Origin of the sequence: Mesorhizobium sp. Pch-S, assembly GCF_004136315.1 — a bacterium.
Taxonomy (GTDB): Bacteria; Pseudomonadota; Alphaproteobacteria; order Rhizobiales; family Rhizobiaceae; genus Mesorhizobium.
Genome location: NZ_CP029562.1, coordinates 2,144,185 through 2,166,790 on the forward strand (window position 1 = coordinate 2,144,185; position 22,606 = coordinate 2,166,790).

Annotated in this window: 25 protein-coding genes and 1 pseudogene; 7 read left to right on the forward strand and 19 right to left on the reverse strand. The window is 64.0% G+C overall.

Features of this window, described 5'->3' with window-relative positions; genetic code table 11:
- Positions 1-10: 10 nt before the first annotated feature.
- The 11 genes from C1M53_RS09765 to infC all read right to left on the reverse strand — a co-directional run bounded on the left by C1M53_RS09765 (position 11) and on the right by infC (position 10,144).
- The gene (locus C1M53_RS09765) at positions 11-613 is read right to left on the reverse strand and encodes a nucleotidyltransferase family protein (protein WP_129412074.1); all 603 of its coding nucleotides are present in this window, start codon (positions 611-613) and stop codon (positions 11-13) included.
- Between the two features lie 83 nt (positions 614-696).
- Positions 697-1,710, reverse strand: a complete 1,014-nt coding sequence (locus C1M53_RS09770) for a Tim44 domain-containing protein (RefSeq protein ID WP_129412075.1) — start codon at positions 1,708-1,710, stop codon at positions 697-699.
- 176 nt (positions 1,711-1,886) lie between these two features.
- Complete coding sequence (locus C1M53_RS09775; protein ID WP_129412076.1) at positions 1,887-2,723, reverse strand: aldo/keto reductase; 837 nt, start codon at positions 2,721-2,723, stop codon at positions 1,887-1,889.
- A gap of 165 nt (positions 2,724-2,888) precedes the next feature.
- Positions 2,889-5,294, reverse strand: coding sequence for a phenylalanine--tRNA ligase subunit beta (gene pheT / locus C1M53_RS09780; protein ID WP_129412077.1), 2,406 nt, complete (start codon positions 5,292-5,294; stop codon positions 2,889-2,891).
- Positions 5,291-5,725, reverse strand: coding sequence for an ASCH domain-containing protein (locus C1M53_RS09785; protein WP_129416100.1), 435 nt, complete (start codon positions 5,723-5,725; stop codon positions 5,291-5,293). The genes pheT and C1M53_RS09785 overlap by 4 nt, the downstream gene beginning before the upstream one ends.
- A 218-nt stretch (positions 5,726-5,943) precedes the next feature.
- Positions 5,944-7,041, reverse strand: a complete 1,098-nt coding sequence (pheS, locus tag C1M53_RS09790; RefSeq protein ID WP_129412078.1) for a phenylalanine--tRNA ligase subunit alpha — start codon at positions 7,039-7,041, stop codon at positions 5,944-5,946.
- 149 nt (positions 7,042-7,190) lie between these two features.
- Complete coding sequence (rplT, locus tag C1M53_RS09795) at positions 7,191-7,592, reverse strand: 50S ribosomal protein L20 (RefSeq protein ID WP_024924238.1); 402 nt, start codon at positions 7,590-7,592, stop codon at positions 7,191-7,193.
- Positions 7,593-7,626: 34 nt separating this feature from the next.
- Complete coding sequence (gene rpmI / locus C1M53_RS09800) at positions 7,627-7,830, reverse strand: 50S ribosomal protein L35 (protein WP_027166935.1); 204 nt, start codon at positions 7,828-7,830, stop codon at positions 7,627-7,629.
- A gap of 171 nt (positions 7,831-8,001) precedes the next feature.
- A complete protein-coding gene (locus tag C1M53_RS09805) occupies positions 8,002-8,634 on the reverse strand; it encodes an isoprenylcysteine carboxylmethyltransferase family protein (RefSeq protein WP_129412079.1) in 633 nt (210 codons plus the stop codon).
- 113 nt (positions 8,635-8,747) lie between these two features.
- Complete coding sequence (locus C1M53_RS09810; protein ID WP_129412080.1) at positions 8,748-9,389, reverse strand: isoprenylcysteine carboxylmethyltransferase family protein; 642 nt, start codon at positions 9,387-9,389, stop codon at positions 8,748-8,750.
- A gap of 218 nt (positions 9,390-9,607) precedes the next feature.
- On the reverse strand, positions 9,608-10,144 hold the full coding sequence (infC, locus tag C1M53_RS09815) for a translation initiation factor IF-3 (RefSeq protein WP_129412081.1): 537 nt from the start codon (positions 10,142-10,144) through the stop codon (positions 9,608-9,610).
- A 303-nt stretch (positions 10,145-10,447) separates the two neighbouring features.
- Here infC and C1M53_RS09820 point away from each other — a divergent pair, with 303 nt between their 5' ends.
- The 4 genes from C1M53_RS09820 (at position 10,448) to C1M53_RS09835 (ending at position 13,837) form a co-directional block, all read left to right on the forward strand.
- A complete protein-coding gene (locus C1M53_RS09820; RefSeq protein ID WP_129412082.1) occupies positions 10,448-11,218 on the forward strand; it encodes an alpha/beta hydrolase in 771 nt (256 codons plus the stop codon).
- On the forward strand, positions 11,218-12,360 hold the full coding sequence (locus C1M53_RS09825; protein WP_129412083.1) for a benzoate/H(+) symporter BenE family transporter: 1,143 nt from the start codon (positions 11,218-11,220) through the stop codon (positions 12,358-12,360). The genes C1M53_RS09820 and C1M53_RS09825 overlap by 1 nt, the downstream gene beginning before the upstream one ends.
- A 118-nt stretch (positions 12,361-12,478) precedes the next feature.
- Positions 12,479-12,940 (forward strand): DUF2852 domain-containing protein, encoded by a 462-nt coding sequence (locus C1M53_RS09830; protein ID WP_129412084.1) that lies wholly within the window; start codon positions 12,479-12,481, stop codon positions 12,938-12,940.
- A 138-nt stretch (positions 12,941-13,078) separates the two neighbouring features.
- Complete coding sequence (locus tag C1M53_RS09835) at positions 13,079-13,837, forward strand: M48 family metallopeptidase (RefSeq protein ID WP_129412085.1); 759 nt, start codon at positions 13,079-13,081, stop codon at positions 13,835-13,837.
- 30 nt (positions 13,838-13,867) lie between these two features.
- Here C1M53_RS09835 and C1M53_RS09840 read toward each other — a convergent pair whose 3' ends face one another.
- The 6 genes and pseudogenes from C1M53_RS09840 to bla all read right to left on the reverse strand — a co-directional run bounded on the left by C1M53_RS09840 (position 13,868) and on the right by bla (position 19,139).
- Positions 13,868-14,764 (reverse strand): LysR substrate-binding domain-containing protein, encoded by an 897-nt coding sequence (locus C1M53_RS09840; protein WP_245488505.1) that lies wholly within the window; start codon positions 14,762-14,764, stop codon positions 13,868-13,870.
- 258 nt (positions 14,765-15,022) lie between these two features.
- On the reverse strand, positions 15,023-15,889 hold the full coding sequence (locus C1M53_RS09845; protein WP_129412086.1) for an aminoglycoside phosphotransferase family protein: 867 nt from the start codon (positions 15,887-15,889) through the stop codon (positions 15,023-15,025).
- On the reverse strand, positions 15,886-16,398 hold the full coding sequence (locus C1M53_RS09850) for a GNAT family N-acetyltransferase (protein ID WP_207213091.1): 513 nt from the start codon (positions 16,396-16,398) through the stop codon (positions 15,886-15,888). Before C1M53_RS09850 ends, C1M53_RS09845 begins: the two co-directional genes overlap by 4 nt.
- Before the next feature lie 184 nt (positions 16,399-16,582).
- Positions 16,583-16,897: an EthD family reductase gene (locus tag C1M53_RS09855; protein WP_129412087.1), complete on the reverse strand. Its 315-nt coding sequence runs from the start codon at positions 16,895-16,897 to the stop codon at positions 16,583-16,585.
- A 161-nt stretch (positions 16,898-17,058) separates the two neighbouring features.
- Positions 17,059-18,218: pseudogene (gene ampC, locus C1M53_RS09860) on the reverse strand (class C beta-lactamase).
- A gap of 24 nt (positions 18,219-18,242) precedes the next feature.
- Complete coding sequence (gene bla, locus C1M53_RS09865; protein WP_129412088.1) at positions 18,243-19,139, reverse strand: class A beta-lactamase; 897 nt, start codon at positions 19,137-19,139, stop codon at positions 18,243-18,245.
- Positions 19,140-19,309: 170 nt separating this feature from the next.
- Here bla and C1M53_RS09870 point away from each other — a divergent pair, with 170 nt between their 5' ends.
- Positions 19,310-20,188 carry a LysR family transcriptional regulator gene (locus C1M53_RS09870; RefSeq protein ID WP_129412089.1) on the forward strand — a complete coding sequence of 293 codons (879 nt, stop codon included), beginning with the start codon at positions 19,310-19,312 and terminating at the stop codon, positions 20,186-20,188.
- A gap of 29 nt (positions 20,189-20,217) precedes the next feature.
- On the opposite strand, the gene C1M53_RS09875 is transcribed toward C1M53_RS09870, so the two are convergent.
- Positions 20,218-21,036: an SDR family oxidoreductase gene (locus C1M53_RS09875; RefSeq protein ID WP_129412090.1), complete on the reverse strand. Its 819-nt coding sequence runs from the start codon at positions 21,034-21,036 to the stop codon at positions 20,218-20,220.
- A 78-nt stretch (positions 21,037-21,114) separates the two neighbouring features.
- Here C1M53_RS09875 and C1M53_RS09880 point away from each other — a divergent pair, with 78 nt between their 5' ends.
- Positions 21,115-21,558, forward strand: a complete 444-nt coding sequence (locus C1M53_RS09880; protein WP_129412091.1) for a MarR family transcriptional regulator — start codon at positions 21,115-21,117, stop codon at positions 21,556-21,558.
- Between the two features lie 18 nt (positions 21,559-21,576).
- Here C1M53_RS09880 and C1M53_RS09885 read toward each other — a convergent pair whose 3' ends face one another.
- Positions 21,577-21,795 carry a hypothetical protein gene (locus tag C1M53_RS09885; RefSeq protein WP_129412092.1) on the reverse strand — a complete coding sequence of 73 codons (219 nt, stop codon included), beginning with the start codon at positions 21,793-21,795 and terminating at the stop codon, positions 21,577-21,579.
- A 102-nt stretch (positions 21,796-21,897) separates the two neighbouring features.
- On the opposite strand from C1M53_RS09885, the gene C1M53_RS09890 reads away from it, so the two are divergent.
- Positions 21,898-22,557 carry a phosphoribosylanthranilate isomerase gene (locus C1M53_RS09890; RefSeq protein WP_129412093.1) on the forward strand — a complete coding sequence of 220 codons (660 nt, stop codon included), beginning with the start codon at positions 21,898-21,900 and terminating at the stop codon, positions 22,555-22,557.
- The last annotated feature ends 49 nt before the right edge of the window (positions 22,558-22,606 follow it).

Consider the following 22,606-nt stretch of genomic DNA (forward strand, 5'->3'; position numbering starts at 1 on the left):
TTTTAGCCGTTCACCAGGGCTCGAGCGTGATCTGCGGCCACAGCCGCATGGCACGTTCCCCTTTGGCTTTGTGAGTCTCGCGATTGTCCATCACCCTGTTCGGCGTGATGCGGAAGGAAAAGATGTCGTCGAGCCCGAAGGGTGCGATGATCTCGAGGTCGTCCGCCGGTGTCAGCCGCACGCCGACCGCATGCGTGCGCGAGGCAAAATAGCCGAGCGCCGCGGCACTGGAGTGGTAGGCCGGGCAGCTGCGGCCGAAGCGGGCTGGATACCAGAGATGCACCCGCGCCTGGTTGCGCACCTCCACCGGCAGCGGCAGCCGTTCGAAACGCGCCGCCGCGCGCCGGATGACGGCATCCTCGGCCTCGTAGGAGAGGTCGGAACCGTCGCAGTAGAAAAGGTCGATGTCCTTGATGCCGTGGCCTGCCGGCTTGCCGGTCAGGCTGTTCCAGACGCTGTTGTAGATCGCGCCCGAAACGACCATCCAGTCCTGCAGATCGAGGCCACGCGCCAGTTCAAGCGCCTTCCATACGATCGGATCGGCGCGCAGGATTGTCTTCAGGGCAGCCGCCTGTTCGACAGCCGGCAGACCGGAATGGCGCAGATGGTTCATGAAGCGAGATGACGGCGATTCGCCGGTTCGGGCAACGCCCCCAGAAATGAAAAGGCCCGCGAATTTCGCGGGCCTTTTTAAACTCAGGCAGACGCTTCCTGGATCGCCGACAGCTTCCAGTCGCCGCCGCGCGGGCGGGTGAAGGTCCACAGTTCGGTCGTCTCGGTGAGCCTCTCGTCGCCCTCGACCACCTTGCCGGTCTTGCGGTCGCGCATCACGTCGACCGATTCATAGCGGAAGGCAGCCGTGGCGTAGTCCTGATTGTCCTCGCGCCAAGCTTCGGCGATGTCGGCCTGCACCAGATGCACGTCGGCAACATCGTTGCGAACGCCATTCTGGGCATTCTCGGCAAGCTCTTCCGAGAAGTAGGACACCATTTCGGGCGTCGACAGGCGGCGCAGGCCGGCGTGGTCTTCCTTGGCGAAGGCGGTCTGGACTTCATCCAGCATGCGCTCGAACCGGTCGAGGTCATCCTTTTCCAGCTCGATATCCTGCGAGGCCGGCCCCGACTGGGTTCCGAATCCCGGGATGTTGAACGAACCCGCGCGGCCATTGCCGGCTGAGCGCTCGTCCTCGGCAGCGTCACGATTGGCCATGCGCCCGAACATCTCGCTGGGGCCGCTGCTGGCGGCCGGTCCGCCGGCCGTCGCGGTCGCCGGGGCCTGGCGCGAGCGGAAGAAGCGCAGCGCCAGCATCACGACAAGGCCGACCAGCAGCAACTGCACGATGAAACCGAGTGCGCCGGCCATGCCTCCGAAGCCGTAGCCGAACAGGACGCCGAGAAGACCGCCGATCAGGATGCCGCGCATCAGGCCGCCACCGAGACCGCTGAACAGGCCCGGGCGCTGCTGCTGCGCCATGCCGGGCTGCTGCTGCCGCGTCGTCGCTGTCGGTCCGGTGTTCGGCGTCATCGAACGCTCGACCGGAGCGGTCGGGTTCGGCGCCGTGCGCGTCGGCGGTGCCGACTGGAACGTGCGTGTGCCGCGGCTGCCGAAGCTGCCGCCGCGCCGTGCGTCGGCGAAATCGGTCGACACCAGCGTGAACGCCATCAGAAGCGTGGCCAACAATGCGAATGAACGTGTCTTGCCAGAGATCATCGGGTCCTTCTCCACAACCCGCTCCGGTGAATATGCAAAGCGGGCCCAATTCAGCGGTCCGACATCACGTCTTGCTTAGACGTCAGAGGGGCCCGGTCCGCGCACGGAATGTGGGAGACAGCCGGCTGCTTTGCAAGAGCCGAAGGGAGAAAAGGGCAGTGCTACTCTGCCGCAGTTCAGATCATCTCCAGCGGCACCTTGCGGCGCGGCGGCGGGAAGGCTGCATCGAGTTCGGCGATATCCGCCTCGGTCAGCACCAGATCGGCAGCGGCGCGATTGGCACGGACGTGCTGCGGCTTCACCGCCTTGGGAATGGCGATGACACCCTTTTGGCGCAGCACCCAGGCCAGCGCCACCTGCGTGGTGCTGACACCGTGGCGGGCGGCGATCGCGGCCAGCCTGTCGTCACCCACAAAGCCGCCCTGCCCGATGGGCGAATAGGCCATGATCGGAACGGCCGCGCGCTGAGAAGCCGGCAAAAGATCGAACTCGATGCCACGGCTTTCCAGATTGTAGAGCACCTGGTTGGTCTGGACGGCACTGGAAACACCCGCCAGCTCCTGCATGTCGTCGACGTCGAAATTGCTGACACCCCACTGGCCGATCTTGCCGGCAGCCTGCAGCGCCTCGAAAGCCTCGACCGTTTCGGCCAGCGGTACACCACCGCGCCAATGCAGCAGGTAAAGGTCGACATGATCGGTCCCCAGCCGCTTCAAGCTGGCCTCGCAGGCAGCAATGGTGCGCTGACGTGAAGCGTTCGACGGCAACACTTTGGAGACCAGGTAGACCTCGTCGCGGCGACCGGCAATGGCGTCACGCACCACCTCCTCGGCGCCACCCGAAGCATACATCTCGGCGGTGTCGATCAGCGACATGCCGAGATCCAGCCCAAGCCGCAGCGCGGCCACTTCATCGGCGGCGCAGCGGCTGTCCTCGCCCATGTACCAGGTGCCCTGGCCGAGCACCGGAACATCGACGCCGGCGGGAAGTCGTGTGGTACGGATCGCCGGCATCGAGTGTTCTCCCAGCATTTTACAAACGGTCATCTTGAATGATCGTTTGAGCGCGCGCCAATGACTGTGTTCATGGGCGTCGCGCCCGTTGGCGCGAAAGCGACCCGGATGGGTCGCGCCGGCGATTGAGGTGCCCTGGATGTGTCAAACATCCAGGGCTCTGTATTAAGTGCGCAGCACGCCGCCGGTCTGCTTGGCGACATTTTCGACCACGCGCTTGGCCAACGCTTCGAAATCCTCGTCGGTCAGCGTCTTTTCCACCGGCTGGATCGCAATCTCGATGGCGATCGACTTCTTGCCGGCACCGAGCGCCGCTCCTTCGAACACGTCGAAGACGGAAACGCCGGTGATCAGCTTCTTGTCGGCGGCGAGGGCAGCGCGCGTCAGCGTACCGGCCTCGACCGCCTTGTCGACGACAAAGGCAAAGTCGCGCTTCACGGCCTGGAAGGCAGAGAGCTCCAGCTTCGGCTTGGTGCGGGTCGGCTTGGCCTTCGGCTCAGGAATCGCATCGACGAACACTTCGAAACCGCAGAGCGGGCCGGAAGCGTCGAGCACTTCCAGTGCCGTCGGGTGGAATTCGCCGAAATGGCCGAGCACCACCTTGGGACCGAGCTTGATGACGCCGGAGCGGCCCGGATGATACCAGGACGGCGCACCCGTCTCGATCTGCAGCCGGTCGACCGGCGCGCCACAGGCTTCCAGCACCGCGATGGCGTCAGCCTTGGCATCGAACACGCCGACGCCCTGGGCGTTGCCGGCCCAGTGGCGGCCGGAACCGTCGAGCTTGGCGGTACCGCGACGTACGCCTGCAGCGACGCGACGCTGCGTTTCGGGCGTATCGCCTTCATAGGTGCCGGAGACCTCGAACAGCGCGACATCGCCGAAACCGCGATCGGCGTTGCGCTGCGCTGCCGCGACGAGGCCGGGCAGCAGCGAGGGCCGCATGTCGGACATGTCGGCGGCGATCGGGTTCGCCAGCTTCAGGTGCTTCTGGCCACCGCCGAACAGCTCGGCGTGCTTTGCCGGGATGAACGACCAAGTCACCGCTTCCATCATGCCGCGCACGGCCAGCGCACGCTTGGCGGCGCGGGTGCGGATCTGCAGCGTGGTCAGGATCTTGCCGTTGACGACGCCATGGCTGGACAGCGGCTGCGGCCGGATCTCGTCGACGCCGTGGATGCGCATCACCTCTTCGACCAGGTCGGCCTTGCCGTCGACATCCGGGCGCCAGGATGGAACCGCGACCTCGACCACATCGCCATCACCCTTCACGACGAAACCGAGCCGGGTCAGGATATCGAGGCTTGTCGAGCCCGGCACATCGATGCCGGTCAGACGCTTGACCTCCGACACCGGGAACGAGACGATCTTCGGCGTGAAAACTGTCTCGCCCGACACTTCGATCTCGGCCGGCTCGCCGCCGCAGAGATCGAGCACCATGCGCGTCGCAAGCTCGATGCCCGGGGTGTTGAAGGCCGGGTCGATGCCGCGCTCGTTGCGGTAGCGTGCATCGGTGATGATGCCGAGTGTACGGCCCGTGCGGGCCACGGTCAGCGGCTCCCAGACGGCAGCCTCGATCAGCACGTCGGTGGTGTTCTCGTCACAGCCCGAATGTTCGCCGCCCATGACGCCGGCGATGGATTCGACACCATTGTCGTCGGCGATGACACACATGTCCGGCGTCACCGGATAGGTGCGGCCATCGAGTGCCAGCACGCTTTCGCCTTCCTTGCCGCGACGGACGACCAGGTCGCCCGCAACCTTGGCGGCGTCGAAGACGTGCAGCGGGCGGCCGCGATCGAACGTGATGTAATTGGTCATGTCGACCAGGGCGTTGATCGGCCGCAGGCCGATGGCCAGCAGCCGCTGCTGCAGCCATTTCGGCGACGGGCCGTTCCTGACGTTGCGCACCAGCCTGAGCGCGAAGACGCGGCAGAGATCCGGCGCCTCGATCCTGACCTTGACCGGGGTGGCGCCCTTGCCGGCAACCGGCTCGACCGGCGCGGTCTTCAGCTTGCCGAGGCCCGATGCGGCGAGATCACGCGCGATGCCGTAGACGCCGGTGGCTTCCGGATGGTTCGGCGTCAGGTTGATCTCGATGACCGGATCGTCGAGATGGGCATAGGCGGCGAAGGATGTGCCGACCGGCGCGTCCTGCGGCAGATCGATGATGCCGTTGTGCTCGTCCGACAGTTCGAGCTCACGCTCGGAACACATCATGCCGTGGCTTTCGACACCGCGGATCTTGCCTATGGACAGGGTGACGTCGATGCCGGGCACATAGATGCCGGGCGCGGCGAAGGCGCCGATCAGGCCGGCGCGCGCATTCGGCGCACCGCAGACGACCTGCACCGGCGCGCCGGAGCCGACGTCGACGCTCAGCACCTGCAGCTTGTCGGCGTCGGGATGCTTGGCGGCCGTCAGCACCTTGGCGATGACGAAGGGCTTCAGCGCCGCCTTGTCGTCGACCGACTCGACCTCGAGTCCGATCGAGGTCAGCCGCTCGACGATCTCGTCGAGCGTGGCATCGGTTTCCAGATGATCCTTGAGCCAGGAGAGGGTGAATTTCATGGGTTCACTCGTTTCGTATTGTTGCGGTCGAGCACTTCCACCAGCCGGAACCGCTCGCAAACCAAAATCATCTCGGGCGAGTAACCGCCATTCCGGCCAAAATAGGCTTCGTGCGCCTCTCGCCAGTATTCATAGGACAGGTCGCCTTCACCCTCTTCGCGCGCAAAGGCGGCATCAACCTCGTCGAAACGCTTCATCTCGATCGACACCGTCTCGATGATCGCGGCACGGCGGCCCAGGCCATCGAGCACGACATCGCGCCGTCCGACCACTGGCACCGGTTCCGCACCACCAAAGTCACGGAGCGCGCCGCAGGTCGCTGTCTTGCGGCCCGCAAGCACCAGCGCCAGCAGTTCGTCCTGCAGTTCCGGACTGTCACCAAAGGCGAAGGTTACCGCCGGATCGTCGATTTGCCGGCCGAGCGCCCACACACCGGGGGTAATCTCGGCAAGCAGCAACCAGTCGCCGCCAGCCTCGTTGCGATAGACGCGCAAGGTCTTGGTTTCTGCCGGGTAGAGTGGGTCGACAAAGGTCAACGCACGCGGCTCGTCGCTCCGGGAAACGATGTTGCCCAGCTCGGTCGTCGGCTCGGCGATGCCCCAGTCGATCTGGAAGCGGCCGAGCGGTGTGTCTTCAACCGTCTTTATCATCAGGTGCTGAGGCCACCGAACAGCGTCGGCATATCGAGCGGGCGGAAGCCGTAATGCGACAGCCAGCGCACGTCTGCGTCGAAGAAGGCGCGCAGGTCCGGCATGCCGTATTTCAGCATGGCGATGCGGTCGATGCCCATGCCCCAGGCGAAGCCCTGATACTCGTCGGGATCGAGCCCGCCGGCGCGCAGCACATTGGGATGCACCATGCCGCAGCCGAGGATCTCCATCCAGTCGTTGCCTTCGCCGAAGCGTACTTCGCCCGGTCGCGAACGGTCGCACTGGATGTCGACTTCCAGGCTCGGTTCCGTGAACGGGAAGAAGGACGGCCGGAAGCGCATCTTCAGGCTCGGCACCTCGAAGAAGGCCTTGCAGAACTCCTCCAGCACCCAGCGCATGTTGGCGACGTTGGCCGTGCGGTCGATGACCAGCCCTTCGAGCTGGTGGAACATCGGCGTATGGGTCGCATCCGAATCCATGCGGTAGGTCTTGCCCGGGATGACGATGCGGATTGGCGGCTGCTGCACTTCCATGGTGCGGATCTGCACCGGGGAGGTATGGGTGCGCAGCAGCTTGGCCTCGTTGCCATCGGCCGCCTGCAGGAAAAACGTGTCGTGCATCTCGCGCGCCGGATGGCCGACGGGGAAGTTGAGCGCGGTGAAGTTGTAATGGTCGGTCTCGATGTCCGGCCCTTCGGCGATCGCGAAGCCCATGTCGCCGAAGATGGCGGCGATCTCGTCGATGACCTGGCTGATCGGATGGATGCGGCCACGCTCGGCCGGCGACTGGCGCACCGGCAGCGTGACATCGACCGTCTCGGCGACGAGGCGGGCAGCGATGGCGGCGTTCTTCAGCTCGGCCTTGCGGGCCGCCAGCGCCTCGGTGACGCGGTTCTTCAGCCCGTTGATCGCCGGGCCCTGGACCTGGCGCTCCTCGGCGGTCATTGCGCCCAGCGTCTTCAGCAGGTCCGAGACGGAGCCCTTCTTGCCGAGAGCGGCGATGCGTACGGCCTCGATGGCCTGCTCGTCGGCGGAAGCTGCGATATCGGCAAGCAGCGCGCTCTCCAGGACTTCGAGATTTCCAGCGTTGGCGTTCACGATAAAACTCTTTCGATCGGGACTACGCGGCAGCGGTCTGCCTGATAGCCACTAGGTTGCTTTGGAGCGCGGCATAAGAAAAACCCGCGCCGGCCGAGCCAGCGCGGGTTTCCCAAATCAGATTTCGAAAAGCTTGGGAAGACGCTGGCTTAGGCGACAGCGCTTTCAAAAGCATTCGGGGTGGTGTTCTTCAGATATTCGAGCGCGACCTTGGCCTTGCCGACGAGCACGGCGAAAGCCTGCGGCTCGTGGATAGCCATGTCGGACAGGACCTTGCGGTCGATCTCGATGCCAGCCTTGTTGAGGCCGTCGATGAAGCGGCCATAGGTCAGGCCGTGCTCGCGGACAGCGGCATTGATGCGCTGCACCCAGAGCGCGCGGAAGTTACGCTTGCGCGCCTTGCGGTCGCGATAGGCGTACTGCAGCGACTTCTCGACCGCCTGCTTGGCGATGCGGATGGTGTTCTTGCGACGGCCGTAGAAACCCTTGGCGGCTTTCAGGACCTTCTTGTGCTTGGCGTGGGCGGTAACGCCTCTCTTTACACGTGCCATGTCATGATCTCCTTAAATTGGGACGCAGCCGGGCTCAGAGGCCGTTCGGCAGGAAATTCTTGATGACCTTCTTGCCATCCGGTTCAGCAAGAACCATCGTGCCGCGGGCATCGCGAATGAACTTGTTGCTGCGCTTGATCATGCCGTGACGCTTGCCGGCCGCAGCCGACAGGACCTTACCGGTCGCAGTGATCTTGAACCGCTTTTTGGCGGCGGACTTGGTCTTCATCTTGGGCATTTTGCTACTCCTATGCGAAGGCTTGAGGCCTTCTTGTTGTTGTTTCCGGGCCGACCAAAGCCTGGAAAGCAAGTTAAACCGCCACGGCATGCCCTGCCGGGCGGTTTTTCTGGAACGCGGCCCTATACTGCAAAGATGCCGGCCGCGCAATCCCTGCCTGCATGTCGGCTTTCAGTAAAGCCAGAACAGGATTGGCACCAGCCCGTTCTCCTGACCTTCCTCGATGAATTCGAAGAAAGGGATGGCTGCCAGGAAAACCAGGCCGTCGCGCAAGGTGAGATTGAAGATGCGCGGCGTGAACGTCACCTCCGTCTCATCCCGGTAGAGAAACGGATTTGGCAGGAAACGCGGCACGCGCCGCAAGTATTCCTCATAAGGCGCGCCGAGCGCGGTCTTCAGATGGCGCTCTTCCCGCAGGGCGACGATGTGGAACACGGCAGCGCAGAGCAGCGCGGAAGCGATCGTCACCACCACGCTACCTGTCTGGGCGCCGATGCCGGCGGCGGCAATCGTGGAAAAGAAATACAGTGGGTTGCGCATCATCGAATAGGGACCGGTCGAGACCAGCTCCGCGGACTTGCGCCCGCCGATATAGAGGATCGACCAGAGCCGGCCACCGATACCGACCAGGATCAGGGCAAGGCCCGTCGATTCGATCCGCTCATGCGTGAGTTCGTCATGCAGCGAGCCGCTGAAGGCGATCAGCCCGAAGAAAGCAGCGATCAGGACGGCAAGCCCGCCGCGCCGCCGCCGCTGATAGCGCCCCAATGCTTCGAGCGCCTCGGATGATGGGATGGTGGGCATCGAAGAAAAACCCGGCCGCAGGACTGCGGTCGGGTTTTGTCGGGCCGCTTTGCGGAATTTATCCGGTGTGTTTGTGGAATTTGCCGGGTCTGTTTGCGGAGAAATCGTGGCGGTCAGGGCAGCCGGAAAAGGATCGGCAGCGCACCGGACCCTTGCGCGTTCTCGATCAGCTCGAAGATCGGCATGGCGATCAGGAAGACCAGGCCGTCAAGCAAGGTGTTGAGCAGGAGCCGCGGACGGAAAGAGCCGGTGTCACCTTCCTGATAAAGCGAGAGCTTGGGAATGAAGCGCGGCACGCGGGCGAGATAGGCCTTGTAGGGTGCGCCGAGTTCGGCCGAGAGAAAACGCTCTTCGCGCAGGATCACGATATGGAACGCAATGGCGCAAAGCAGGCCGAAGCCGATCGTGGCGACGATCGAACCCATCTGCGCACCGACGCCGGCGGCGGCCAGCGTCGAGAAGACATAGAGCGGGTTGCGGGTGATCGAATAAGGCCCCCCCGTGACGACCTCATGCGACTTGCGCCCGCCGATATAGAGCGTCGACCACAGGCGCCCGACGATACCGAGGAATATCATCAGCACGCCGACCATCTCGACGGTTTCGTGGATGAAGCTTTCCGGCGGGTAGATCGCCTCCCCGAACAGCAGGGCTGCAAACATCGCCACGATGAGGATAGCCAGGACCAGGCGCCGGAGAGACTGATAGGTGCCAAGCGCACGCCTGGCATCGGTCTCGGCAGTTTTGTCGTTCATGTTCAGAGGTCCGCTGAGCGCCGCAATACAGGGCGACAAATCACCAAGAGCAATTCCAGCAAATTGCGTAGCGGTTTTGCGTCCGGAATTGCGTCAAAACTAAGAGATAGAGCATTGCGACGTTCTGTCTCGCTGGAAATGCTCTAGTTGGGGCAGGAAAAAGGCGTCCCGCCAGAGGTGGGACGCCTTGATCAAATACGTATCGAGCGGGCACCGCGTCAGCGCGGCGCCAGCACCATCATCATCTGACGGCCTTCGAGCTTCGGCTCTGCCTCGACCTTGGCGATGGTGGCGACTTCCTCGCGCACCTTGTTGAGAAGCTGCATGCCGAGTTCCATGTGCGCCATTTCGCGGCCACGGAAACGCAACGTCAGCTTGACCTTGTCGCCCTCCTCGAAGAAGCGGCGCACGGCGCGCATCTTCACATCGTAGTCGTGACTATCGATGTTGGGGCGCATCTTGATCTCCTTGATCTCGATGACGCGCTGGTTCTTGCGGGCCTCGGCGGCCTTTTTCTGGTTGGCGTATTTCAGCTTGCCGAGGTCGAGAATCTTGGTGACCGGCGGGACGGCGTTGGGCGAGATCTCGACCAGATCCAGCCCGGCTTCCTCAGCCAGCTGCAATGCTTCGTTGATGGAAACTTCACCGCGGTTCTTGCCTTCTGCGTCGATAAGCTGGACGCGGGGGACGCGGATATCCCGGTTTGCGCGCGGGCCATCCTTCGTGGGCGCCGCTGCTTTGAAAGGTCTGCGAATTGTCGTGGTCTCCTCGAGCCGTTGGCGTTCTGGAATTCAGTTCAAATTTTGCTGTGGCGCGTCAATGTGGTGACCGCGCGGCGCGAGTCAATAGCACAGGCGTGACAACAAATCACCTGTTCAGGCAAATTAGTCCTACTGTTGCTTTCTGAACCAAGCAAAGAATTGAACAGCGCTCTTTTCGCTGCGTTCCGGCCATGCCAAGAAGCGCAACCTCGAGCGGCGCTCCGAGCGGATGCACGTGCTCGAAACAGCTGAAGCTGCGCATCGCTCCTGCCAGGCCGATGCGCAAGGAACCGTGCCATGCAGCCGACTGCCCCTGATTTTCTCGACGTCGACAACATCCCCATCGCCGTCCGCCATCAATCCGGCGAGACACCCGGCGTGGTCTGGCTGGGCGGCTACAAATCCGACATGCTGGGCACCAAGGCCGAGACGCTGGCCGCCTGGGCCGACAGGAACGGTCACGCCTTCCTGCGGCATGACTATTCCGGCCATGGCGAATCCGGTGGCGACTTCAACGAGGGCACGATCTCGACCTGGCTTGCGCAGAGCCTCGCGGTCTTTCGCCGATACGCCGAGGGCAGACAGATCCTGGTCGGTTCCTCGATGGGCGCATGGATCGCGCTGCGCATGGTGCAGGAACTGCGCAAGGCCGGTGACGACCGCGTCGCCGGGCTGGTGCTGCTGGCGCCGGCGCCGGATTTCACGGCCGAACTGGTCGAACCGACGCTGACCGAGGCGCAACGCCGCGATCTGGCCGAGAAAGGCTTCTTCGCCGAGCCGTCCGAATACTCGGACCAGCCTTACATCTATACACGCGCCCTGATCGAGGATGGCCGCGACAACCTCGTCATGACCGGTCCGATCGACACGCATTGCCCGGTCCATGTCATCCAGGGCCTCGCCGATCCGGATGTGCCACACACCCACGCCTTGAAGCTGGTCAGCCACCTGCCCTCCGACGACGTCACCCTGTCGCTGGTGCCGGAAGGCGATCACCGGCTGTCGCGCCCGCAGGACCTGGAGTTGCTGCAGCGCGCGGTCGAGACACTGGTCAAGCGGGCCGGCTGATGCGCATCTCCATTCCGATATCCGCCTTCGTCGCGGCGATCGTCGGTTTCGGCGGAACCCTTGCCATCATCATCGCGGCCGCCAATGCCGTCGGCGCCACGCAACTGCAGACCGCAAGCTGGGTCACCGCACTGTGCATCTCGATGGCGGTGGAAACGGCGTGGCTGTCCTGGCGCACCAGGATGCCGATCATCAGCGCCTGGTCGACGCCGGGAGCGGCGCTGATCGCGGCATCCAGCGGCTTCTCGATCGGCGAGGCCGTCGGCGCCTTTCTCATCGCCGGGGCACTCCTCGTGCTGACCGGACTGATCAAGCCGCTGACCCAGCTGATCTCGAAGATCCCGGCCTCGGTGGCCTCCGGCATGCTGGCCGGTATCCTCGTCACCTTCGCGCTCAATGCTGTCCGGACCATCCCTGTCGATCCCTGGCTGGTGCTGCCGCTGATCGCCGCCTTCTTCCTGATCCGGCTGTGGAACCCGGCGCTGTCCGTTCTCGCGGTGCTGGTCGGCGGCGGCTTTGCCGCCTACCTCACCGGCCGTGTCGGCAGCCTGCCGGCGCCAGAACTTTCGACGTTGACGCTGATCGCGCCCGTCTTCACCGCCAAGGCGGCGATCGGGCTGGCATTGCCGCTCTATCTCGTCACCATGGCCTCGCAGAACCTGTCCGGCCTCGCCGTGCTGCGGGCGGCGGGCTACAATCCCGAGCCCGGACCGTTGATCAGTTTCACCGGACTGGTGTCCTTCCTGCTCGCCCCGTTCGGCGCCTCGACCTCCAACCTGGCGGCGATCTCGGCCGCGATCTGCACCGGGCCAGACGTGCACCCGGACCCTGCCGAGCGCTGGAAGACCGGGCCATTCTATGCGCTTGCCTATGTCGTGTTCGCGATCTTCGGCGCCTCGCTGGTGGCAATCTTCGCGGTGCTGCCGCAGAGCCTGATCGTGCTGGTCGCGGGCCTCGCCCTGCTCGGGCCCTTCACCAACGCGCTGACCATCTCGCTCAAGGATGAGCATGAACGCATGGCCGCCACGACGGCTTTTGCCGTCACCGCCTCGGGCCTGACCCTGTTCGGTGTCGGTGCCGCGTTCTGGGGTCTTGTCGCCGGCATGATCGTGGTTCTGCTCGATCACGCAAAAAATCGTTAGGTTTTACAGGCGGTTGATTGCGGCCGAGGGCGCTTGTTCTTGAAGAACATGCCCACTCTTCCCACCTCGTTTGGCAGCAGCCGTGTCTTGGCTGCCTCCAACCGAAGGAACGGGAGAAATGAACACGACTGCATTGATCCGCCCGGCCTGGACGCCGGCAACCATCGCGCTGATGGTTCTTGGCTTCGTGGTGTTCTGGCCGCTGGGCCTCGCCATGCTTGCCTACATCATCTGGGGCGACCGGCTCGACGGCTTCAAGCGCGACGTCAACAAGGCCACCGATGGCATCTTCGCCGGCTGCCGCCGCGGCGCCGACAAGGCTCATCGCTGGGGTCATGCCTCCGCCCGCACCGGCAACGTCGCCTTCGACGACTGGCGCGACAAGGAACTGGAGCGCCTCGCAGAAGAGCGCCGCAAGCTCGATGAAGCACTGGCCGAGTTCGACGACTATGCCCGCGAGCTACGCCGCGCCAAGGACCAGGAAGAGTTCGATCGCTTCATGGCCCAGCGCAACAAGCCGACCGCGCCGGCCACGACCAAGCCAGCCAAGGGCAAGGGCACGAACCTGCTCGACGACTGATCGATGCGATCAGCATGAGTTCCAGCGGCGCCGTCTGAAAAGCGGCGCCGTTGTCTTGTGGGGCCTTTCGTCCTCCTGCGGCGATCACATCGCTGCGAAGACCGCTACAGATTTCTCCGAATCGCTTATGTTCCTCTTATGTCCTTCGCCTTCTTCCGCAACCTGACCAAGCCCAGGCCCGCCCCGGTCGAGGAGCGCGAGCATCATGTGGCCGGGCGCACGCTGCCGCTCAGGATCGTGGAGAACGAACGCGCACGGCGGCTGACGCTGCGGATCGATGCCGGCGGCCAGGGCCTGCGCATCACCGTGCCGCCGGGCCTGCGCCAGGGCGAGGTCGAACGGTTCCTCAGCCGCCACCAGGGTTGGCTCGAACAGCGGCTGGCCAAGGTTCCGGACCGGCCGCAGGTGCGGCCGGGCATCAAGGTTCCCGTGCGCGGCGTGCCGCATCGCATCGTGCATGAGCCAGGCAAGCGCGGCACAGTCGTGGTCGGCAACGACGACACCGGTCCGACGCTGACCATCCATGGCGACAGGCTGCACCTACCGCGCCGTGTCGCCGACTTCCTGAAACGCGAAGCCAAGCGCGACATCGAGGCGCTGGTTCAGCGCCACACCGGCGCGATCGGCCGCAAGGCGAAAAGCATCCGCTTCAAGGACACGTCGAGCCGCTGGGGCTCCTGCACCGCGGACGGCAACCTCTCCTTCTCCTGGCGCATCATGATGGCGCCGCCGCCGGTGATAAACTACCTGGTGGCGCATGAAGTGGCGCATCTGAAGGAGATGAACCACGGCCCGAAATTCTGGAAGCTGTGCGCGGAATTATGCCCCGACACCGAGCGCTGCAAGGCCTGGCTGAAGAAGAATGGCGGTGCGCTGCAGGCCATCGCGTTCGACTGACGGCACTCATTTCCATCCAATTTCCAGCCGTCACCACTCCCCGTCCTGCAACCCCTTTTCCATGAAATCGATAAAGGCCTGCACGCGCGGCAAGCGGAAGCGGCCGCGTGCCATGACCGCCCAGAGCGCGATCGGGTCGGAGCGGTTGATGTCGCACAGTATTTCAACCAGCCGACCCTCGCGCACAGCCTGGCCGACGACAAAATCGGCGAGCCTGACTATACCGTTGCCTGCGAGCGCCATATCGAACAGCATACCGACCTGATCACAGGAGAACGGTCCCCGCGGCAGAAAGCGCACGATGCCCTCCGCAGTCTGCAACGGCCAGGTGGTCGCCGGGTTCTGCCCTGACAACGCAATGCAGGCATGACCGACCAGATCTTCTGCCTTGCGTGGCGTCCCGGCACGATCGAGATAGGAGGGAGCCGCACAGATCAGGCGACGCCCATCCGCCAGCTTGCGTACGACCAGATCGGAATCTGCCGAAGGGCTGCCGCGCAACACGATATCGGCGTGGTCAACGACCGGATCGACCAGCCGATCTGTCAGCGACAGGTCAACCGTCACGTCCGGGAAGCGGGCAAGGAAAATCGGGAGCGCACGCAGAAGCGTTTGCCTGGCAAAACCCGTGCTGGAGTTGATCCGCAGTTGGCCCTTCGGCCGCAAGCTCGCGGAAGCAGCGTCTGCTTCGGCCTGTTCGATCAAATCCAGTATGTCACGCGCCCGCTCAAGGTAGCGTGCGCCTTCAGGCGTCAGGGCCAGCCGGCGGGTGGTGCGTGTCAGCAATCGCACACCCAGCCGGTCCTCCAGCCTTGAGACCAGTTTGGACAAGGCAGATGGCGTCACGCGGAGATCGTCCGCCGCGCTGGCGAAAGAGCCCCGATCGACGATGCGTATGAAGGCGATCATCTCGTCCGATGCGGCCATATTCATGAACTCCAGTCATGAAAGCACCGCTATTTTAGACAATTATCAGCGCTCCTGGAAATGGTAATTCGAGACGCGCTCGTTTCGAAGGACCAATCCCATATCCGGCAAGCCGACCCCACCGCCCTTTGATCACTATCGCGCCATCGCTTCGAACGATCGCCGCGCGGCGATCGCTGCGTTCCCTGCGCGAATTCGCTCATGGTTCAAGACGCGGTTTTCCTCGGCCCACGAGACATCTCCCGCCGCCACTCGAGATCATTCGGCCACGATGGCATGCAGACCCGCCTGCAGCGCCTCGTCGTCGCCTTGCTCGACGCCGAAAAGCACATCCAGCAGCGGGAAAGTGCAGCGATAGAAGGCCATGCGCTCCCGCATCGCGTCGGATATCGGCGTATGCCGTTCGACCAGGGCAAGGAAACCGTCGCCAAAACCCGCGGCGAGGCTCGCGAAATCATAGGCCGGATCACCGATGCCGCAGCCTGCGAAGTCGATGACGCCGGTGAGGCGGCCATCATGGACCAGGATGTTGCCGGCGCCGAAATCGCCGTGGATGATCGTTCGCGCCGACATGCCGGGATCCGCCAGGAAGGCATTGAACCGTTGCCTGAGGTCCGCAACGACGCGCGCCGGCAGAAGCGGGAAGGCGTGCTGTTCGCACCGTCGCAGCAGTTCATGCCATTCGGCCAGCGGATCGACGGCTTCGGCGCCAGGCAGGAGCGAGACCGGCAGCGCATGCAATGCCGCCAGGAAGGCGGCGAGACCCCGCGCAAGGGTTTTCTGGTCCTCGCGCGGCAGCGCGCCGGGATCGGTAATCGGCTCGCCGGCCAGTTTGTGGTGCATCGAGACGACGTGGCCGCCGACGTCGTGCAGTTCCAGGACGGGCACAAGCGGCGGCAAATGCGGGCGCAACGCAGCCAGCACTTCGGCCTCCCGCGCCAGCTCGCGAACGCCCGATGGATAATATGGCAGCCGCACGATCGTCTCGCCGAAATCGAGCACGAGATTGTTCTGGCCCGTCGAAACGACTTTCGGCGATGGCGGCAGCTTCAGCGCCGCTGCGATCTCGGCGGGCGTCGGCCGTCCGGCGATCGGATCGGGAATCATGGTGCTCGGTCCGCTCACAGCGATTTCGTCAACCAGAGGATCAGATCGTCGTCGACACGCACCGGCTGGTCGGGAACCACCGGCTTCTCGCCATAGCTGATGCCGCGCCCGTCCGGCAGATAACCCAGCCTGACATAGAGGCGCTGGGCAGCGCCATAGTCGGCATAGAGACCGACACCCAGGCCGATCACCGGCTTGCCTCTGGATGCGGCGAGCCGTTCGAAGCGGCCGATCATTGCCGTGGCGATACCGCTGCCGCGCGCGGCCTGCGCAACGACCAGATTGTTGATTTCAGGAATGCCGGCTTCGCTGAACGGCGGATAACCCGACCGCCACAGCAGCGTGCCGTAGCCGACCACATGCCGCCCCTGGAAGGCGAGCAGAACGACGCGACGATCTCGAGCGGCATCGGCAAGATAGTCCTGCCAAAGCCCGGGATCGGCATTCCAGGCCGGTCCGCCGTCCGTCGCAGCGATCCGGTCCAGATCGCCGGCCTCAAACGCCCTGATGGTGAGGTCGCCCATCATCGCCGTAAGTCCTCATCGCCGTCAGTCTTCATTGCCATTGTTCCGCACAGATGGCCCCGGCCCCTGTCGGAAGCAACTTCACGGCATGGTCCAGAGGGCGAAGACAGAACCGGCCAGGCAGGCCCGGCCGGTTCGATTCTTCCACGGCGAGTTCGGGCCGCAATGCGCCCGGCGTGCCTGCCGCTTAGTCTCCAACGATTTCGCTGAACTGCACGATCGGCGCGATATCCGTATAGTTGGCGACGTCTGCTGCGACTTCCGCTCGGTGGGGGTCGAACGTCTGCTGGAATATCTCCAGGCTCGGCGAGTAGACGTGGCATGCCGCGACGAACTCCGGCGCGCTTCCGGGTTCGCGACCCCCAATGCCCTTCTCGATCTCGTAGCGCAGGCAGGCGTAACCGAGCCGTTGCTTGATCAGTGGCATGTGGGTGGTGCGGTAATAGTCGTGATCGAACCTCGAGCCGCCATCGGCCGGATAGTAGACACTCATCTTGATCATGCTGGGGCTCCCGCGGGGATGCCCCTCCGGGGTCGGAGGGGGTGGAGCGGGATGCGATCTTGTGAACCATCATTCCGCTCCATCTGCTTGTTTTGACGCATGATGGGCGGCGGATACCGCCCGCTTTGCCCGAAAAGTCTGCAACTTTTCGGAACCATGCTCTAAAGCCCGGACAATTTCTCGATGCCGGACAGGATGCGATATGCCGCCTTGATTCGGGCCGGGATCGGATAGCTCCTGTTGGCCAAAATGACGATGCCAACCTTCCTGGCCGGGATGAACGCGGCATAGCTGGCAAAGCCGTTGGTCGAACCGGTTTTGTTCAGCCAGGCGTCGGCGCCAGCTGGAACCGGCGGCTCGAGTTTCTCGGCCTTCTGCGGCTTGAACGCCATGTCCGCCGAGTTGCCGGCCAGCAGCGTGTCGAGGCTGGTCGGGTAGGAATAGCTCTCCCAGCCCAGTCCCTGGGTCATTTCGCCTGTCTTGTAGTAGCCGACATGGGTGGCGGCGATGGCGCGACGCAGCTTCTCGTCCGACACCTTGCCGTCGATGTTCGCCTGGATGAAGCGGATCAGGTCGGGCGCGGTGGTCTTGATGCCATAGGCTTCGGAGTCCAGAACGCCGGGCGACACGCGGATGGGCTTGCCCGCCTTCGTGTAGCCGTAGGCATAGTCGCCCATCCGCTCCCTGGGCACGTGGATGAAGGTGTTGGACAGGCCAAGCTCCGGCAGGAGTGTCCCTTCCATCAGCGCATCGAAGGACTTGCCCATGCTTTCCGCCGCCAGATAGCCGAAGAGGCCGATGCTGGGATTGGAATAACGCCGGTGCGTTCCCGCGGCGAATTCCGGTTTCCAGGCCCGGAAATAGGCGATCATGCCATCCTGGTTGGTCACGTCATCGGGAACCTGCAGCGGCAGGCCGCCCGCCGTATAGGTGCCGAGGTCGAGCACGTCGATCTTGTCGAGGGCACCGCCGGAAAGCGCCGGCAGATAGGCACTCGCCTTCTCGGACAGGGAAACGTGCCGCTTTCAATCGCGTAGGCTGCCAGTGTCGCTGCAAAGGTCTTCGATACCGAGCCAACTTCGAAGATGGTCTTCTCGGTCACCTTCTGCCCACTCTCCCGGGATGCGACGCCGTAGCCGAAGAAGAACTGCTTGCCGTTGACGGTGATGGCCACCGCCATGCCGGGCAGGTCGTTTTCCTTCATCAGCGGCCGCACGGTCTTGTTCACCAGTTGCTCGAGTTCCTTGCCGTCGGCGGCATGGGCATGGGCGGCCTGCAGGAGCGCGGCCGCAACGGTTCCGATTTTCAGAATTCTGGTCATGGTCCTGGATCCTTCGATAAGTCGTCAAACCTGCGCTGCGATGCGGCCGATCTCGGCGATGGCGGCGTCGCGCTCGCTCGACGATATCTTCGGGATCTCGCAATAGACCGTCACGATCAGCGGGGCGCGATCCGGCGGCCAGATGACCGCAATGTCATTGGCATTGCCATGTTCGTCGCCATTGGTGCCGGTCTTGTCGCCGACAAGCCAGTCCCCCGGGAGCCCGGCGCGCACCCGCCTGTCGCCGGTCTTGTTGGTGATCAGCCATGCCGCCAGTTGATGACGCGATGCTGCCGACAGGACATCGGTGAACAGCAGCTTGCGCAGGGTTTCCGTCATCGCCGCCGCCGTGGTGGTGTCGCGCTGGTCATCGGGGCCGTCGTGGACATTGAGCTCGGGTTCGGTCCTGTCGAGCCGCGTGACGTCGTCGCCGATGCGGCGGCAGAAAGCCGTCAGCGCGGCCGGACCGCCGAAGCGGGCGAGCAGCAGATTTGCGGCGGTATTGTCGCTGATCGTGACTGTCGCGTCGCACAGTTCGGCAATCGTCATGCCCGACCCGTCGGCATGCGGCTTGGTCACCGGCGAGTGAACCGCTACGAGGTCTTTGCTGGTGAAGGTGATGCGCTCGTCCAGCCTGGCCTCCCCCTTGTCGACGCGCGCCAGAACCAGCGCGGCCAGCAGCGCCTTGAAGGTGCTGCACATGAGGATGCGCTCGTCAGCCCGGTGCTGAATGCGTTTGCCGCTGCCAAGGTCGAGGATCGTGACGCAGAAACGGCCTGGATGCTTGCGCTCCAGCTCGGCGAGCTTGTTTTCGGCTTCGCCGCCACGCTCGGCGCGGGCGATCGAACTGAAAGCTGCCAGGGTTGGGATGGCCAGAAGACTGCCGGCAAGAGCCTGCCGGCGCGAAAGAGACATCGTCATTCGCGGGTTCCATATCAGCGTTGATTGAGGAGAGAAACGAACGCCGACGATCTCGATGATCTGCGGCCAACTCCCAATCGCGACTCTCGGAAACGACTATGGCGTTGCCCCTTGCCCCAGGCAAACGATCAATTCTAAGCTCAGGCATGAACAAAACTTGGTCATAGCTCATGGAAGTGTCGCAACTGCCGCTCAATGCCCTGCGTGCCTTCGAGGCATCGGCGCGCCATTGCAGCTTCACCCGCGCCGGTCTCGAACTGCGCGTGACGCAGACGGCGATCAGCCACCAGATCAAGGCGCTGGAAGAAGCGCTGGGGGTGACGCTGTTCAAGCGCCTGCCGCGTGGCCTGACCATGACCGACGAGGGCCATGCGCTGCTGCCGGTGCTCACCGATGCCTTCAGGCGCATGAGCGCCACCTTGAGCCAGTTCGAGGAAGGCAACTACCGTGAGATCCTGACGGTCGGCGTCGTCGGCACCTTCGCGATCGGCTGGCTGCTGCCGCGACTCAATGCGTTCAAGGCACAGCACCCGCATCTCGACCTGCGCCTCAAGACCAACAACAACCGCTCCGACATCCTGCTCGACGGGCTCGATTTCTTCATCCGCTTCGGCGATGGCGCCTGGCACGGCACCGAAGCCTTTCACCTGATGGAAGCCCCGCTCTCGCCGGTCTGCGCGCCGGCGCTGCAATCCGGTCTCGACACTCCGGCCGATCTGTCGAATGCCGAACTGCTGCGATCCTACCGGATGGACGAATGGAAGCTGTGGTTCAAGGCTGCCGGGCTCGGCGCGCCAGGCCTGCGTGGGTGGATGTTCGATTCCTCGCTGACGCTGGTCGAAGCCGCTGCGCGCGGTGTCGGCGTCGCGCTGGTTCCGGTGGCCATGTTCAGCCACGACATCGCCATTGGACGGATCGTGCAACCCTTCGACATTACCGTGCACACCGGCAGCTACTGGCTGACGCGGCTGAAATCGCGTGAAGAGACCCCGGCCATGACCGCGTTCCGCGAATGGCTGGTCGACACGACGGACGCCGGCCGGGCCTGATCGACCCGGCCGCCTTGTCAGCGCCTCGCTCAGGACGCTGCCCGTATCGGCTCCCCCGGCCGATAGTTCATCGCGATCTTGTTGCCGGCAGTCTGGCCGCCATCGATCGGCAGCACCGCTCCGGTGATGAAACTGGCCTCGTCCGAGCAGAGCCAGAGCACCGCGCTGGCGACCTCCTCGACGCGCCCGATGCGGCGCATCGGCGTGGCGAGCCCGGCCTGCCGCTGCGCTTCCGGCCCCGCTGCCTCAAGGTGATGTGTCAGGATCGGGCCAGGGGCGACCACATTGATGCGGATGCCGCGATCAGCGTAGTCGAGCGCAGCAGCCTTGGTGAGGCCGATGATGCCGGCCTTGCCGGCAACATAGCCCGCAAGGCCGGAGGTACCGTTAACGCCGGCGACGGAAGCCATGTTGACGATGGCTCCACCACCACCCTTCAGCATCGCGGCGATCTCGTGCCGCATGCCGTTGAACGTGCCGCCGATATTGGTACGGATGCCGCGCCCGAATCCTTCGAGGTCGAGTTCGGCGAGCGGTGCCGGCCGCGGACCGTCGGTGGCATTGTTGAAGGCCGCATCCAGCCTGCCGAACTCGGCGACGATTTGTTCGACTGCCCGCGCCATCTGCTCGTCGTCGCCGACATCGGCCTGGATGGCGATGGCCTTGCCGCCGTTTTCCCGGATTTGTCGCGCCCGCGCCTCGACCAGATCACCCGACCGCGCAATCAGTGCGACCGCGGCGCCAGCGGCGGCAAAGGCATCCGCTGTCGCCGCGCCGATGCCCTTGCTGGCACCGGCCACCAGCGCAACCTTGCCCGCAAACGACGCGGCCCTTTTCAACTCACTCATATCTGCCTCGAGTTTGACCATTCAATTTATTTAAAGTACTACCAATATGGTGAGAGTCAAATTTTCAGAAGCAAGGCAATGACAAGTCCTGACAGCGCGGCTGCGGTCTGGCGGCTGATGTTCGATTTCTTCATGCACTCGGCACCCGAACGCACGGAAAGCCTGCGCAAGCGAGGCCTGACGCCCAACGATGCAAGGGCGCTCTCCAGTCTCGATGGTTCACAGGGCAGGCCGATCGGCGAACTGGCGCGGCAATGGAAAAGCGACCCGTCCAACACGACGTGGGTCGTCGACCGCCTGGAGAAAGCCGGGCTGGTCGAACGCAGTGCCGCACCGGACGATCGCCGCGTGAAGCTGGTGGCGCTGACGGCCAAGGGCCGCCGCACGCGTGACGAACTGCTGGCCGAATTCCGCAGGCCGCCTCGTGAAATCACCATGCTCGACGCCGATGATCTCGGCGCGATGGAGCGGATCTTCACGAAGATCGGAGCTGCAACAACCGCAGGCGGAGGTGAACGCTAAGCGCGGATCGGGAGAGCCTCAATCATCATTGGCAGCATTGAGCTCGTCGGGCCGAAGCCCTTCATCTTCCTGGCGCGGCCAGGGCAGGAACGTCCTGTCGAAGGCGTCGCTGCCGAAATAGTCGAGCGCGCGATGCGCCTCGGCACCGTTGAAGGCGGCCTTGTCGATCAGATGCGCGATCACGTCACGCGCCTGGGCAAGCTTTTCCTTCAGCTCCGCGACAGTCTTCTCAGCCATGCCATAGTGCTCCCATTTATAGACAAGGTAGCCGCTTTCACCATTTCGGCAAATCGTCGCTTTTCCTCGACTTTGCCGGCTTTTCGTGGCACTTGCCGGCGCATGGCACGCGATATCAAGATATGCGGTCTCAAGACCGATGAAGCATTGGCGGCCGCGCTCGACAGTGGCGCGAGCCATGTCGGCTTCATCTTCTTCGCCAAGAGCCCGCGCAACATCGTGCCTGCCGATGCCGGGCGCCTGCGCCAGGCTGCTCGTGGCCGGGCCCAGGCCGTCGCCGTCACCGTCGATGCCGACAACGCCTTCCTCGACGAGATCGTCGCGGCGATGGCCCCGGACATGCTGCAGCTGCACGGGTCCGAAAGCCCCGAGCGTGTAGCCGACGTGAAGGCCCGTTACGGCCTGCCGGTCATGAAGGCGTTTTCGCTGCGCGAGGCCGGAGATCTCGCGGCGCTTGCGCCCTATCGCGGTGTCGCCGACCGTTTCCTGTTCGATGCCAAGCCGCCCAAAGGTTCGGAACTGCCCGGCGGCAATGGTGTTTCCTTCGACTGGCGCATCCTGACCAGCCTCGACGCCGATCTCGACTACATGCTCTCGGGAGGGCTCAACGCCGGCAATGTCGGCGAAGCGCTGGCGATCGCCAATCCACCCGGCCTCGACATCTCGTCCGGCGTTGAAAGCGCGCCGGGGGTCAAGGACGTCCGGCTGATCGCCGCCTTCTTCGAGACCGTGCGATCCGCCGAGGCCAAAAGCGCCGCCTGACACCCGGCCGGCGGCGCTGTGCATGACCCCGAAAATCGGAATCGATTTT

What these genes read in the sequence shown, in the direction of transcription:
- C1M53_RS09765 (WP_129412074.1), bottom strand. Translation starts at nt 613, where the DNA reads ATGAACCATCTGCGCCATTCCGGTCTGCCGGCTGTCGAACAGGCGGCT.
- C1M53_RS09770 (WP_129412075.1), bottom strand. Translation starts at nt 1,710, where the DNA reads ATGATCTCTGGCAAGACACGTTCATTCGCATTGTTGGCCACGCTTCTG.
- C1M53_RS09775 (WP_129412076.1), bottom strand. Translation starts at nt 2,723, where the DNA reads ATGCCGGCGATCCGTACCACACGACTTCCCGCCGGCGTCGATGTTCCG.
- pheT (WP_129412077.1), bottom strand. Translation starts at nt 5,294, where the DNA reads ATGAAATTCACCCTCTCCTGGCTCAAGGATCATCTGGAAACCGATGCC.
- rplT (WP_024924238.1), bottom strand. Translation starts at nt 7,592, where the DNA reads ATGGCACGTGTAAAGAGAGGCGTTACCGCCCACGCCAAGCACAAGAAG.
- rpmI (WP_027166935.1), bottom strand. Translation starts at nt 7,830, where the DNA reads ATGCCCAAGATGAAGACCAAGTCCGCCGCCAAAAAGCGGTTCAAGATC.
- C1M53_RS09805 (WP_129412079.1), bottom strand. Translation starts at nt 8,634, where the DNA reads ATGCCCACCATCCCATCATCCGAGGCGCTCGAAGCATTGGGGCGCTAT.
- C1M53_RS09810 (WP_129412080.1), bottom strand. Translation starts at nt 9,389, where the DNA reads ATGAACGACAAAACTGCCGAGACCGATGCCAGGCGTGCGCTTGGCACC.
- C1M53_RS09820 (WP_129412082.1), top strand. Translation starts at nt 10,448, where the DNA reads ATGCAGCCGACTGCCCCTGATTTTCTCGACGTCGACAACATCCCCATC.
- C1M53_RS09825 (WP_129412083.1), top strand. Translation starts at nt 11,218, where the DNA reads ATGCGCATCTCCATTCCGATATCCGCCTTCGTCGCGGCGATCGTCGGT.
- C1M53_RS09830 (WP_129412084.1), top strand. Translation starts at nt 12,479, where the DNA reads ATGAACACGACTGCATTGATCCGCCCGGCCTGGACGCCGGCAACCATC.
- C1M53_RS09835 (WP_129412085.1), top strand. Translation starts at nt 13,079, where the DNA reads ATGTCCTTCGCCTTCTTCCGCAACCTGACCAAGCCCAGGCCCGCCCCG.
- C1M53_RS09840 (WP_245488505.1), bottom strand. Translation starts at nt 14,764, where the DNA reads ATGGCCGCATCGGACGAGATGATCGCCTTCATACGCATCGTCGATCGG.
- C1M53_RS09850 (WP_207213091.1), bottom strand. Translation starts at nt 16,398, where the DNA reads ATGATGGGCGACCTCACCATCAGGGCGTTTGAGGCCGGCGATCTGGAC.
- C1M53_RS09855 (WP_129412087.1), bottom strand. Translation starts at nt 16,897, where the DNA reads ATGATCAAGATGAGTGTCTACTATCCGGCCGATGGCGGCTCGAGGTTC.
- bla (WP_129412088.1), bottom strand. Translation starts at nt 19,139, where the DNA reads ATGACGATGTCTCTTTCGCGCCGGCAGGCTCTTGCCGGCAGTCTTCTG.
- C1M53_RS09870 (WP_129412089.1), top strand. Translation starts at nt 19,310, where the DNA reads ATGGAAGTGTCGCAACTGCCGCTCAATGCCCTGCGTGCCTTCGAGGCA.
- C1M53_RS09875 (WP_129412090.1), bottom strand. Translation starts at nt 21,036, where the DNA reads ATGAGTGAGTTGAAAAGGGCCGCGTCGTTTGCGGGCAAGGTTGCGCTG.
- C1M53_RS09880 (WP_129412091.1), top strand. Translation starts at nt 21,115, where the DNA reads ATGACAAGTCCTGACAGCGCGGCTGCGGTCTGGCGGCTGATGTTCGAT.
- C1M53_RS09885 (WP_129412092.1), bottom strand. Translation starts at nt 21,795, where the DNA reads ATGGCTGAGAAGACTGTCGCGGAGCTGAAGGAAAAGCTTGCCCAGGCG.
- C1M53_RS09890 (WP_129412093.1), top strand. Translation starts at nt 21,898, where the DNA reads ATGGCACGCGATATCAAGATATGCGGTCTCAAGACCGATGAAGCATTG.